Origin of the sequence: Allobosea sp. AK1 (assembly GCF_006714945.1) — a bacterium.
Lineage (GTDB): Bacteria > Pseudomonadota > Alphaproteobacteria > Rhizobiales > Beijerinckiaceae > Allobosea > Allobosea robiniae.
In genome coordinates this window covers 1953256-1966163 of the sequence record NZ_VFMG01000001.1, presented here as the reverse complement: position 1 = coordinate 1966163, position 12908 = coordinate 1953256, and the positions used below count along the sequence as shown (strand labels likewise).

The window sequence follows — 12908 nt, the reverse complement described above, 5'->3', positions numbered from 1 at the left end:
CGGGGCGAATGCCGGGATATAGCGAGGACGGTACCTGCCTATCCATGGGCCCGGAAGCCCTGTTCGCGGATGAGCGCGAACTCCGAACCGGTGAACAGTTCCAGTTGGGCTTCCATCTCCCGGCCCAACGCCTGGCGGAGGAGGACAGGCGCTGCCGCGTCGATCAGCTCCGATTGCTTCCGGAGCGCTGCCGGCGGCCGGCGCGCCAATCTGGCAGCTTTCTCGAACGCAGCGTCGGCGAGCTCCGTGGTTTCGACGACCCATTCGACGAGATGCCAATCCGCGGCCTGCCGCGCGTCCATGATTTCGCCGCTTGCCAGGAGCCATTTCGCGCGGGCGGGGCCCAGGAGCCGCGTCAGCAGCGCGGATGATCCGGTGTCGGAGACGACGCCGAAGCCGACTTCGGGAAAGCTGTATTTCAGGTCGGCACCGGCGATGCGGAAGTCGCATCCCAGCGCCAGCTCCGCCCCGGCGCCGATCGCGTGGCCGTGCAGCGCGCAGATCGAGGGCTTTCCCAACTCGCATTGCAGCAGCCGCAATTCCTGTGCCGCGAGGATGAGCTCGCGATGCGAGGCATGCTTCCCGGTTTCGAGAAAGCCATTGCGGTCCCGTCCGGAACAGAAGGAACGCCCGGCGCCCTGCAGCAGCACGGCGCGCACTGCGTCGTCATCCCGCGCCCAGATCAGCGCTTCCTTCAGCGCAGCGCGTGCGGCGTCGTTGAGCGCGTTGTGCAGGCGGGGACGGTTCAGGGTGATGATGCCGACGCCATCCTGGAGATCATGCAGGACCGGATGAGCTTCATCTGCGGGTATCGCGACCTTCTCTGACATGCCGGAACTCCTCCCGCCTTTCACCGCACCCGGAATTTCGGATCGAACCAATCCCGCAGGCTGTCGCCGACGAGGCTGAAGGCGAGCACGGTGACCGTGATTGAAAGCCCCGGGAAAACGATCATCCAGGGCGCCTCGCGATAGAAGTCCGAGGTATTCCCGGACAGCATCAGCCCCCACGAGGGCTGGGGTTCCGTTACGCCCAGTCCCAGAAAGGAGAGGGCCGCCTCGAGCAGGATCGACTGCGCGATATAGGCGCTGACGAGGATCAGGAAGGGTGCGGCGACGTTGGGCGCGATATGGCGAAGGATGATCCGGGCACTGCGCAGCCCGGAGGCGCGCGCAGCCTCGACATAGGGCATCGTCACGATGGTGAGCGCCGAGGAGCGGATCACGCGCGCGGCGTTCGGGATGATCGCGATGGCGATCGCGAAGATGACGTTCAGATCGATGCCTTCGCTGGTGCTGCGACCGAAAATTGCGACGATGACGATCGCCAGCACGATGATGGGCAGGGCCAGCATGAGGTCGGTCAGGCGCTGGATGATCAGATCGACCAGCCCGCCGTAATAGGCGGATGCGATGCCGATCAGCGCGCCGATCGAGCAGCCGACCAGCGAGGCGGAAACGCCGATCGTCAACGCCGTCCGGGCGCCGAAGATCACGCGGGAGAAGATGTCTCGCCCCAGCGAATCCGTGCCGAAGAGATGCTCGATGGACGGCGGCTGAAGCGCTGTGTCGAACCCCAGGGCGAGCGGATCGTAAGGCGCCAGCCAATCCGCGAAGGCAGCCGCGGCAGCCATCAGGACGACCACGCACAGGCCGATCGTGCCGACCGGCTGCGAGGCCAGGAAGCGCCGCACCGCGCCCCGGCGCTGCGGCGGGATCGAAAGCTCGTCGCCCCCGCTCATCGCGACCACTCGATGCGCGGGTCGAGCCAGACATAGAGAATATCGAGCACCAGATTGGTCAGCACGAAGACCAAGGCGAGCACCATCACGATGCCCTGGATCATGACGTAGTCGTAATGGGCGACGGATTGCACCAGAAGCTTGCCGATGCCGTTGAGGTTGAAGACCTGCTCGGTCACGACGAGGCCGCCCACCAGGAACGCGAATTCGAGCCCGACGATGGTGATGGTCGGCAGCAAGCCATTGCGGATGGCGTGGCGCCAGATCAGGTCGCGCTCCGGCGTGCCCTTCGCCCGCGCGGTGCGGATATAGTCCTCCTGCAGGACTTCGAGCAGCGAGGAGCGGACCATGCGGGCCGCGACCGCCGCATAGCGGTAGCCCACCGCCAGAGCTGGCCAGATCAGCTGGTTGAGGTTGGCGAGCGGGTCCTGCCAGAACGGCGTGTAGGTGATCGGTGGCGCCCAGTTGAACAGATAGAGCAGCATGAGGATAAGCATCATGCCGAACCAGAAGGACGGGACGGCCATGCCCGAGGCCGCGACGAGACGGATCACGTAATCCAGCGGCGTTCCCGGATAGATCGCGGAGAGCGTGCCGAGCGGCAGCGCGATCAGCGTGGCGATCAGCGCCGCCATCACCGCCACCTGCAGCGACAGCCCGATCCTCAGGCCGATCTCGCTGGTCACCGGCTGCCCGGTCCACATCGAGACGCCGAGATCGCCCCTTGCCGCGCGGGAGACCCATTCGACGAACTGGATCGGGAGGGAGCGGTCGAGCCCGAGCCGTGCGCGCTCGGTGGCGATGAGTTCCGCGCTCACCGCCGCGCCGTCGCCGCGCAGCTTCGCCTCGACGATGTCCCCCGGCAGGACGCGCAGCATCAGAAAGATCAGGACGGCAACGCCCAGCAAGGTGGGGATCATCAGGGCGATCCGCCGCAAAAGAAAACCCGTCATCGCGCGTCTCTCGTCCCGATCTCCATCCGGCCCCTATTTGTCGAGCCAGATGTCGGCCAGATCCAGGTTCAGGAACTGGCTGGGCGCGAGCTTCCAGTTCTTGAGCTTGGCGTTGCTGACGATGATGCGGTTCGCCCAGAAGAGCGGCGCGTAATAAGCCTGATCCAGGACGCGGCGGGAGATCTGGGCGAGGATTTCCTTGCGCTTCGCCGGGTCGAGCTCGGCGCGCTGCTTCTCGTAGAGCGCGTCGATCTCGCGATCCTCGTATTTCGCCGTATTGAACGGCGTCTTGTCGCGTGACTGATATTTGGAGAAGATCACCGTCGGTTCGTCGGTCGCCTCGGCGATCGCGTCCATCAGCACGTCGAACTGGCCGTTGGCCCGCGAAGCGACCCAGACCGGATTCTCGAGCATGTCCTGGCGCGCATTGACGCCGATGCGCCGCCACTGGTCGATGACCCAGGTGCCGATGGTCACATAGGGTTCGCCGACATTGCGGTTGCCGAAGGCGAAGGAGAGATTGGCCACGCCGGCTTCCTTCAGGAGCCGCCGCGCCTCGGCCCGCCGCGCTTCGATATCGCCGCCGTAGCCAGGGAGCTTCGCCAGTTCGGCGGGGGTCTCGGCCAGATCGTAGCCGGGGCGCTGCAGGGCGCCGACGCCGCCCATGAAGGTGACGCGCGAAATCACCTCGGAGCCGCCGGTCCGGTCGATCGCGAGGTTGAGCGCGCGGCGCACCCGCACATCGTCGAACGGCTTGCGCTGCGTGTTGAAGGCGATCTTGATCATGGTCGTCATCGTGCCGCTCTGCACGGAGACGGTATCCTTGCGGGCGGCCACCAGCCGATCGCGCTGCTGCGGCGTCAGGGAGCGGAACTCGGTGTCGACCTGGTCCGATTGCAGGGCGTTGAGGATCGCCGGGCCGCTCATGAAGAACAGCTTGAAGCCGTCGAGATAGGGCTGCCCCTTGCGATGGAAATCCGCGTAGCGCTCCCCTTCCCAGGTCGAGCCGGAGACGCGCTCCTTGAACTTGAAGGGGCCCGAGCCGAGAACCTGCTTCTCGGGAAAGTGCGGGTCCGTCTCCAGCTTGGCGGCGCTGTAGACGCAGTTCAGCGGGTTGGCCAGGAGCTCGAGCAGCGCCACTTCCGGCTGCGAGAGGCGCAGGACCACCGTCAGGTCGTCGACCGCCTCGATCGAGGCGATGCGCTGGAAGAGCGGTCCCCGTGCCGAGACGATGCCCTTCGGCGGCTTGCGGATTCGCTCCAGCGAAACCGCGACGTCCCGTGCCGTGAGCGGCGAGCCGTCGTGGAATTTCACGCCCGGGACCAGCTTGAAGGTATAGGTCAGGCCGTCTTCCGAGACGGTCCAGTTCTCGGCCAGGTCGCCGATCACCTTCGGGTAATTCTGCGGGTCGTAGCGCACCAGAGTGGAATAGTGCGGCGCGAGCGCGCTGGTCACATAGACCGTCGTCGCGGCATGGCAATCGAGCGTATAGGGCTCGGCAAGGACGGCCTGGCGCAGCGTGCCGCCCCGGACCGGTTCCTGCGCGGTGGCGGATTGGCTGAATAGCGCCAGCACAATGGCTGCCGCTGCTGTAAGTCCACGCATTGTTTCCTCCCTGTGCGTAAGACCCCGGGCATCTTTGATGCTTCTCGGGGGGACGGTCCCTAAGGCTGCTGGTTCGACATGATCACCGTTCCACTGGCCGCGAACATGCCGCCGACGCCGTGGCAGACCGAGACCTTCGCGCCCTCGACCTGTGCAGGGGCGATGCCGCGCATCTGCCGGACGCTCTCCTGCAGCGCGTACATGCCGTACATGCCGGAATGCATGTAGCTGAGGCCGCCGCCATTGGTGTTGACGGGCAGCTTGCCGCCGGGCGCCGTGTTCCGCTCCCAGATGAAGCGCGCTGCCTCGCCGCGGGGCACGAAGCCGAGATCTTCCAGGCCGAAGATCGGAAGATGCGCGAAGGCGTCGTAGAACATGGCATGGTCGACATCCGCATGGGTGATGCCGGCCTCGGCGAAGGCGGTGGCGCCGGCGACACGGAAGGCGCGCGACGAGGTGAAGTCGGCCATCTGGCTGATCATCGGCGTTTCCGTGCTTTCGCCGGTTCCGAGGATGTAGACGGGCTTCTGCGGGAAGTCCTTCGCGCGATCGGCCGAAGTCAGGATCAGGGCGCCGCCGCCATCGGTGACCAGGCAGCACTGCAGGATCCGGAACGGGTAGGCGATCATCTTCGAGTTCAGGACGTCGTCGACGGTGATCGGGTCCCTGAAGCTGGCGCGCGGGTTGCGGGCTGCCCATTCGCGCTGCACGACCGCGACCATGGCCAGCTGCTCATGCGTCAGGCCGTATTTCTTCATGTAGCGCAGTACGGGAATGGTGAAGAGCGTCGGCGGCCCGCTGGGGCCATAGGGCAGTTCGAACTGCCCGGCATAGCCCTCGGGCTGCGTCGTCGGCCGCACCAATCCGATCCGGGAACGCCCGCTTTCGCCATGGGTGATCAGCACCGTCGAGCACAGCCCGGCCGTGATCGCCGCCGCGGCATGGCGCACATGCAGCATGAAGGAGCAGCCGCCGACATAGGTGCCGTCCACCCATTTGGGCGTCAGGCCGAGATAATGCGCCACATTGGTCGGGATTTCCCCGGCACAGGCATAGCCGTCGATGTCGGAGGGCTTCAGCCCGGCATCGCGTATGGCGTTGCGCGCGGCATCGGCATGGAGCTGGATTTGCGAGGCGTTGGGGATATGTCCCATCCGCGTCGTCTCGGCGGCGCCGACGATGGCGATCGATCCGGGTCTCATCCGCGCCCCCCCACCGGGCGGAAGAGCGGCAGCGTGATCTCGTCGTCCAGCTTCTGGAAAACGACCTCCACGGCCATGTCGAGCTGCAGCGCCTCAGGCGTCTGCGGGCAGTCGATGATGTTGGACATCAGCCGCGGCCCTTCCTGCGTTTCTACCACGGCGATCGCATAGGGCGGCGTGAAGCCGGGCGCCGGGCGGTGGCTGATGACGTAGCTGTAGAGCGTGCCCCGGCCGGAGGCCGCATAGACCGTGACGTCATCGGCGTTGCAATGCGGACAGAACGGGCGTGGCGGAAAATAGGAGCGCTCGCAGGCGTTGCAGCGCTGCAGTCGGAGCTCTCCTTCACGCGTCCCCTCCCAGAAGTGCCGGGTCTCGGGGGTCGGCTTCGGCCGCGGTCGTTCGGATGGTGTCGCCATGTCGGGATGCTCATTCGTGCGAATTTATGATCGATGACATTTATTCGAATGAATGTCCAGCCGCGCAGGCCGGATCAGGCACGCCTCTCCCATCGCGACAGAATGGTCGAGACGTCGTCCAGCACGACGGGCGGTAGCGGGGCCGCTGGGCGGGTCCGGCTGAAGCGCGGCGCTGGCGCCGGCTGCGTGATGCCGTCGACGGCGACAAAGGCACCGCGGGCCTGCATGTGAGGGTGGTGCGGGGCTTCGGCGAGCGACAGCACCGGCGCGAAGCAGGCGTCGGTGCCTTCGAGAAGCGCGCACCATTCGGCCTGGGTCTTTTCGGCGAAGCGCGCCGCCAGGATCGCGCGCCCTTCCGGCCAGCGCGCCTTGTCATGCTGGGGCGGTAGCGTCTCGGCCTCGATCTCCAGCGCATCGATCAGGAGCGCGTAGAATTTCGGTTCGAGCGCGGCGACGCTGACCCATTTGCCGTCGCTGCATTCGTAGCAATCGTAGAAGAAGGCGCCGGAATCGAGAATGTTGGCACCGCGATCGAGCTCCCAGCGTCCGGCGGCGTAAAGGCCGTGGAACACGGCCATCATCGAACTCGCGCCTTCGGTCATGGCCGCATCGACGACCTGCCCTGCGCCGGAACGCTGCGCCTCGAGAAGCGCGCAGGCCAGACCGAATGCCAGATAGAGCGCGCCACCGCCGAAATCGCCGACGAGATTGAGCGGCGGTGTCGGCGGCTGGCCCTGCCGGCCCATCGCATGGAGGGCACCCGTGATCGCGATGTAGTTGAGGTCATGGCCCGCAGCCTGGGCGAGCGGCCCGTCCTGGCCCCAGCCCGTCATCCGGCCGTAGACCAGGCGAGGATTGGCGGCCAGGCAGGCTTCAGGCCCGAGGCCGAGGCGTTCCATGACGCCGGGGCGCGAGCCCTCGATCAGGGCGTCGGCGCGGGCGACGAGCGTCCGGGCGGCCATAAGGCCGGCTTCAGTCTTGAGGTCCAGCGTCACGCATTGCCGATTGCGGCGCAGCACGTCATGGGCCGGTGATTTCGGTACGCCGAGTTCGCTGCCCTGCCGCTCGATGCGGACGACATCTGCCCCCAGATCGGCAAGCAGCATGGCACACATGGGCCCTGGCCCGATCCCGGCGAATTCTACGACTTTAATCCCCGACAGCGGTCCCAATCGTGCCTCCCGTCACCTGTCGACGCACGGGGCGTGGCATCGCCGCGCCGGCGACTTGTCTATTAATACGAACAAATATTGTCCATCCTAAAAATCTGTGTTTTGAAGGGGCGGAGCGCGCGGCCTCGATGCCGCCGCCGACGCATAAGACCGGAGGAAATGCGCGATGACCGCAAAGGGGCCCCTTTCGGGCATAACCGTCGTTGACCTGACCCGCGTGCTGGCCGGGCCATACTGCACGATGATGCTCGCCGACATGGGCGCTCGGGTGATCAAGGTCGAACCGCCGGGGCTCGGGGACGATTCACGCCAGTTCGGGCCCTTCATCCAGGGCCGGCCCTGCTATTTCGGCTCGGTCAACCGCGGCAAGGAATCGATCGCGCTCGATCTCAAGTCCGAGGCGGACCGGGCGGTGTTCGAGAAGCTGCTGGAGCGCGCCGATATCCTGACCGAGAATTTCCGGCCCGGCGTGCTCGAAAGGCTGGGCTACGGCTGGGAGCATCTTCACGAGCGCTATCCGCGCCTGATCTATGCGTCCACATCCGGGTTCGGCCATGCCGGCCCGGCGCGCGACCGCCCATCCTACGACATGGTCATCCAGGGCATGTCCGGGATGATGAGCGTGACCGGCCCGAGCGAGGGCGAACCCTGCCGCGTCGGTATCTCGATCGCGGATGTCGGCTCGGGCATCTTCACCGCTGCCGCCGTCAACGCCGCGCTGCTGCATCGCGAGCGCACCGGCGAGGCCTCGCGCGTCGATATCGCGATGTATGACTGCCTGCTGGCGATGCTGGAAAGCACGATCTCGCGCTACACCATGGCTGGCGAGGTCGGCGGACGCATGGGCTCCCGCCATCCAGCGATCATGCCGTTCGAGGCCTTCGCAACGGCGGATGGGCACATCGTGCTGGCCTGCGGGAATGACAAGATGTTCGGGCTGCTCGCCCGGGCGCTCGGCCTGCCGGAGCTGATCGAGGACGGGCGCTTCCGCCGCAACGAGCTGCGCGTCGCGAACCGGGAAATCCTCCACGAGCTGATCGAGGAGCGCCTACGGGGAGACCGCACGGCGAACTGGCTCGCGCATTTCGACGCTGCTGGCGTTCCCGCCGGGCCGATCAATTCCATCGACGAGGCGCTGAGCCACCCCCAGGTGGCAGCACGCAACATGCTGATCTCGGTCACCGACCCGGTTCTCGGCCCGGTCCGGATCGCGGGGACGCCGCTCAAATTCTCGACTTTCGAGGATCCGCCGACGCGCCGCGTCGCGCCGGATCTCGATCAGGACCGCACGGCAATCCTGGCGGAGCTGGGCCTCGCCTGACGCCATCTGAACAATAGGGAGAGACGCATGTCGAAACGATCGATCTTTCAGGAAGAACACGACCAGTTCCGGCGGACCGTGCGCCGCTTCGTCGAGGCCGAGATCCTGCCCCACCGGGTCGCGTGGGAGAAGGCGGGGACGGTGCCGCCGGAGGTGTGGCGCAAGGCGGGCGAGGCCGGCCTGCTCTGCTGCGACCAGCCCATCGAGCATGGCGGTGGCGGCGGTGACTTCCTCCACAACGTCATCGTCAACGAGGAGATGACCGCTGCGGGCGGATCCGGCCCGGCCTTCAGCGGCCATTCCGATATCGTCGTGCCCTATCTCAGCGTGTACGGGACGCCCGAGCAGAAGGAGCGCTGGCTGCCTGCGATGGCGCGCGGCGAGGTGATCACCGCGATCGGCATGACAGAGCCGTCGGCCGGGAGCGACCTGCAGGCGATGCGGACGAGCGCGGTCCGCGATGGCGACGATTACGTCATCAACGGCCAGAAGGTCTTCATCAGCAACGGCCATCAGGCGCATCTGCTGCTGCTGGCCTGCAAGACCGACCCGACCGCACGCGGCAAGGGCATCAGCATGGTCCTGGTCGAGACGGACCGGCCCGGCTTCACGCGCGGCCGGATGCTCGAAAAGATCGGCCGCAAGGCGCAGGATACCTCGGAATTGTTCTTCGCGGATCTGCGGGTCCCGGTCTCCAACCTGCTTGGCCAGGAAGGCGCCGGATTCGGGATGATGATGAACCTGCTGGCGCAGGAGCGGCTGAGTTCGGCCGTGCGGGCGATGGCCGCGACGGAGCGTGCTCTGCAATCGACCGTGGACTATGTCAGCGAGCGCGAGGCGTTCGGCCGCAAGATCGCCGATTTCCAGAACACCCAGTTCCTGCTGGCGGATCTCTGGTCGGAAACCATGGTGCACCGGGTCTTCGTCGACGACTGCATCGCGCGGCATTTGCGCGGCGAATTGTCGGCGGTCGATGCCGCAGCGGCCAAGCTGAGGGCCAGCGAGCTGGAAGGCCGGGTGATCGACCAGTGCCTGCAGCTCTTCGGCGGCTGGGGCTATATGTGGGAATACCCGATCGCGCGGGCCTATGCGGATGCCCGCGTCGACCGGATCTCGGCAGGAAGCAACCATATCCTGAAGCTGATCATCGGCCGCGACTTGCTGCGGCCCGCCCGGGCGTAAACGCCACTATCGGCCGCGGGCAGCGCCCGCGGCCGGCATATGGCCCGTCTCAGATCGGGTCCCAGGAGAAGACGTCCGCCGAGCGCTCGAGCGGATAGAAGGACGATTTGAAGGCCGGCAGCATGTGCTCGGCGATCGTCTGCGGCGTCCAGCCGTCGCTCCGCTGCGCCGCCCTGATCGGGCGTGGCTGGCTGAACAGGAACAGCTCGTTCTTGCGCGAGCCGAAGATCTGCCCGTTGACGTCCTTGGCGAGATCGCTGGCGAGAAACACGGTGAGCGGCGCGATCTTGGCCGCGGTCATCGCCTTGATCCGCTCGACGCGCAGCTTCTCGGCCTCCGTTTCGGTCGGGATCGTGCCGACGAGCCGGCTCCAGGCGAAAGGCGAGACGCAGTTGGAGCGGACATTGAAGCGCTGCATGTCCAGGGCGATCGCCTTGGAGAGGCCGATGACGCCGAGCTTGGCGGCCATGTAGTTCGCTTGGCCGAGATTGCCGACGAGGCCCGATGTCGAGGTGAAGTGCACGAAGGCGCCGCTCTGCTGCTCCTTGAAGAAGGGGCAGGCCGCCTTCGAGACGTTGAAATAGCCGTTGAGATGCACGTTGATCACTGACGACCAGTCGTCATGCGACATGCGGTGGAAGATGCGGTCGCGCAGGATGCCGGCATTGTTGATCACGGCATCGATCCTGCCGAAGCTGTCGACCGCCTGCTGAACCATGCGTTCCGCTGCGGCCGGATCGGTGATGCTGTCCCCGTTCGCGACGGCACGCCCGCCGGCCGCCTTGATCTCGGCGACGACGTCCTCTGCGGGGCCGGCACTGCGTCCTCCGCCTTCCGCGTCCCCGCCGAGATCGTTGACCACGACCGCGGCCCCTTCCGCTGCCGCCAGAAGGGCGATTTCGCGGCCGATCCCGCGGCCGGCGCCCGTGACCAGGACGACCTTACCCTGCAAAGAATCACTCATTGTCCATCCCCGTCGCTGTCCTCTCGCGCCTCTCGCGCGGACGCACGAAGGCGCTAGCCTTCTCCCACCCGGCCGGCGCGCGCGCAAGAAAAAATTCGACTTTAATAGGAAGGGGCGTTGTCATTTCAGTCGAATGAATATTGAATGATAAGGCAGGAGCGCGCTCCCCACTCACGATAATCCGGATGACGCTGATGCCGATCGACTACGATGCCATCAAATCCTGGCGGATCGAGCCGAAGGACCACAGCTTCACCGCGCGCGACACCATGCTTTACGCGCTCGGCCTCGGCCTGGGCGGCGACGAGAGCCGGCCCGAGGATCTGAGCTTCGTCTACGAGCGCGGCTTGCAGGCCTTGCCCAGCTTCGCGGGCGTTCTCGGTTACCCCGGCTTCTGGTTGCAGGACCCTGCGACCGGGATCGACTGGAAGCGCATCCTGAACGGCGAGCAGGGACTGATCCTGCACCGGCCGCTTCCTCCGGAGGGACATGTCATCGGGCGCACGCGGGTCGAGGAGGTCGTCGACAAGGGCGCCGACAAGGGGGCTGTCATCTATACCGTGCGCGACGTGGTCGATGCCGTGACGGGCGACCTCATCGCGACGGTCACGAACTCCATCTTCGCGCGGGGAGATGGCGGCTTCGGCGGCCCTGCCACGTCCGGCATCCGGGTTCTTCCGCCGCCGCCGGAGACGCAGCCCGATCACGTCGTCGACCATCCGACCGTTCCGCAGGCGGCGCTGATCTACCGGCTGTCGGGCGACTACAACCCGCTTCATGCCGATCCCGCGGTGGCTCGCACTGCGGGCTTCCCGCGCCCGATCCTGCATGGAGCGGCGACCTGGGGCATCGCAGCCTATGCGTTGCTGCGCGCCCTGTGCGGGGGATCGCCAGCGCGGTTCCAGCGTTTCGACTGTCGCTTCTCCGCCCCTGTCTATCCCGGCGAGACGATCAGGACCGAGATCTGGTCCTTGAAGCCGGGTTCGGCCGCTTTCCGCTGCCGCGCGGTCGAGCGGGACATTGTGATCCTCAACAACGGGATATTCGAATTCGCTGCCGGATGAGCCGGCAGGACGTTTCCAACAACAAGGCGGGGAGGGTGAACCTCTCCGAACAGGGGAGTGATGAACATGCGTTGGACGCTTGCTCTGATCGTCGGGCTGTTGATGGGGGCACATCCCTGCCAGCGCGCTGCAGCCCAGGCCACTATTTCCGATGATGTCGTCCGGATTGGCCTCCTCCTCGACATGTCGGGGCCGTATTCGGACTATTCCGGCGAAGGCGCCGCGACAGCGGCACGGATGGCGGTCTCTGATTTCGGCGGCACCGTCCTCGGCAAGGCGATCGAGGTGCTGGCAGCGGATCATCTGAACAAACCCGACATCGCGTCGAGCCGCGCGCGCGAATGGTTCGACAATGGGAAGGTCGATGCGATCCTCGAGACCGTCGCGACCGGCCCGGCGCTGGCGGTGCTGGAAATCGCCAAGCAGAAGAACAAGATCGTCGCCTTCAGCGGGCCGGGCGCGGTGCGGCTCACCAACGAGAGCTGCTCGCCGATCTCGATCCACTACGCGCTGGACAGCTATGCCCTGACCCGTGCGACCGTGAAGGCGCTGACGGAACGGGGCCTCGACAGCTGGCATATCCTCGCCCTCGACAGCGTCTTCGGCGCGGACCTGATCCAGGATGCCGGGGCGGCTCTCGCGGATACCGGCGGAAAGCTCGTGGGCACGACGCGTCACCCGTTGGCGACGACCGATTTCTCGTCTTTCCTGGTCGCTGCGCAAAGCTCAGGCGCGAAGGTCATCGCGCTCGCCAATGCCGGAAATGACACGGCCAACGCGCTGAAGACGGCACGCGAGTTCGGCATCGGTGTTGGCGGCAAGCAGCGGATGGCGTCGCTCTACACGCTGATCAACGACATCAACGCGATCGGTGTCGAGGGCGCGCAGGGGCTGATCTTCACTGAGGCCTTCTACTGGAACCGCAACGAGCAGACCCGCGCCTGGTCGCGGCGATTCTACGAGACGATGAAGCGGATGCCGAATGCCGAGCAGGCGGCGGTGTATTCGACCACATTGCACTACCTTGGCGCGGTCAGGCAGGCGGGCACCGACGAAACAGGTGCTGTGATGAAGCAGATGCGCGAGCGGCCGATCAACGACATCTTCGCCACCAACGGCAGGATCCGCGAGGACGGCCGGATGGTCCACGACATGTATCTGGTCGAGGTCAAGAAGCCGTCCGAGGTGAAGGAGCCATGGGACCTCTACAACGTCCTGGCTACGATTCCCGGTGACGAAGCCTTCCAGCCGCTGTCCCGCTCGCGCTGCCCGCTGGTCAAGAAGTAAC

Annotated in this window: 12 protein-coding genes; 4 read left to right on the top strand and 8 right to left on the bottom strand. The window is 66.0% G+C overall.

Annotation, left to right across the window (positions count from 1 at the left end; all coding sequences use genetic code 11):
* Positions 1–38: 38 nt before the first annotated feature.
* The 7 genes from FHT98_RS26165 to FHT98_RS09805 form a co-directional block, all read right to left on the bottom strand.
* The gene (locus FHT98_RS26165; protein ID WP_210244351.1) at positions 39–830 is read right to left on the bottom strand and encodes an enoyl-CoA hydratase/isomerase family protein; all 792 of its coding nucleotides are present in this window, start codon (positions 828–830) and stop codon (positions 39–41) included.
* 20 nt (positions 831–850) lie between these two features.
* Positions 851–1741, bottom strand: a complete 891-nt coding sequence (locus FHT98_RS09830) for an ABC transporter permease (protein WP_142113902.1) — start codon at positions 1739–1741, stop codon at positions 851–853.
* Complete coding sequence (locus FHT98_RS09825; protein ID WP_091860458.1) at positions 1738–2694, bottom strand: ABC transporter permease; 957 nt, start codon at positions 2692–2694, stop codon at positions 1738–1740. The genes FHT98_RS09830 and FHT98_RS09825 overlap by 4 nt, the downstream gene beginning before the upstream one ends.
* 33 nt (positions 2695–2727) lie before the next feature.
* Positions 2728–4299 carry an ABC transporter substrate-binding protein gene (locus FHT98_RS09820; RefSeq protein WP_142113901.1) on the bottom strand — a complete coding sequence of 524 codons (1572 nt, stop codon included), beginning with the start codon at positions 4297–4299 and terminating at the stop codon, positions 2728–2730.
* A 59-nt stretch (positions 4300–4358) separates the two neighbouring features.
* A complete protein-coding gene (locus FHT98_RS09815) occupies positions 4359–5501 on the bottom strand; it encodes a thiolase C-terminal domain-containing protein (protein ID WP_142113900.1) in 1143 nt (380 codons plus the stop codon).
* The gene (locus FHT98_RS09810; protein ID WP_142113899.1) at positions 5498–5917 is read right to left on the bottom strand and encodes a Zn-ribbon domain-containing OB-fold protein; all 420 of its coding nucleotides are present in this window, start codon (positions 5915–5917) and stop codon (positions 5498–5500) included. Before FHT98_RS09810 ends, FHT98_RS09815 begins: the two co-directional genes overlap by 4 nt.
* Positions 5918–5991: 74 nt before the next feature.
* The gene (locus tag FHT98_RS09805; protein ID WP_142113898.1) at positions 5992–7089 is read right to left on the bottom strand and encodes a CaiB/BaiF CoA transferase family protein; all 1098 of its coding nucleotides are present in this window, start codon (positions 7087–7089) and stop codon (positions 5992–5994) included.
* Positions 7090–7255: 166 nt separating this feature from the next.
* Here FHT98_RS09805 and FHT98_RS09800 point away from each other — a divergent pair, with 166 nt between their 5' ends.
* Positions 7256–8410, top strand: a complete 1155-nt coding sequence (locus FHT98_RS09800; protein ID WP_142113897.1) for a CaiB/BaiF CoA transferase family protein — start codon at positions 7256–7258, stop codon at positions 8408–8410.
* Positions 8411–8437: 27 nt separating this feature from the next.
* Positions 8438–9592: an acyl-CoA dehydrogenase family protein gene (locus tag FHT98_RS09795; RefSeq protein ID WP_142113896.1), complete on the top strand. Its 1155-nt coding sequence runs from the start codon at positions 8438–8440 to the stop codon at positions 9590–9592.
* 49 nt (positions 9593–9641) lie between these two features.
* Here the strand turns inward: FHT98_RS09795 and FHT98_RS09790 are convergent, their stop codons facing one another.
* Positions 9642–10556 (bottom strand): SDR family NAD(P)-dependent oxidoreductase, encoded by a 915-nt coding sequence (locus FHT98_RS09790; RefSeq protein ID WP_142113895.1) that lies wholly within the window; start codon positions 10554–10556, stop codon positions 9642–9644.
* A 185-nt stretch (positions 10557–10741) separates the two neighbouring features.
* Here FHT98_RS09790 and FHT98_RS09785 point away from each other — a divergent pair, with 185 nt between their 5' ends.
* Together FHT98_RS09785 and FHT98_RS09780 are read left to right on the top strand one after the other, a co-directional pair.
* Positions 10742–11620, top strand: a complete 879-nt coding sequence (locus FHT98_RS09785; RefSeq protein WP_248309190.1) for a MaoC family dehydratase — start codon at positions 10742–10744, stop codon at positions 11618–11620.
* 66 nt (positions 11621–11686) lie between these two features.
* A complete protein-coding gene (locus FHT98_RS09780; protein WP_465246905.1) occupies positions 11687–12907 on the top strand; it encodes an ABC transporter substrate-binding protein in 1221 nt (406 codons plus the stop codon).
* The last annotated feature ends 1 nt before the right edge of the window (position 12908 follow it).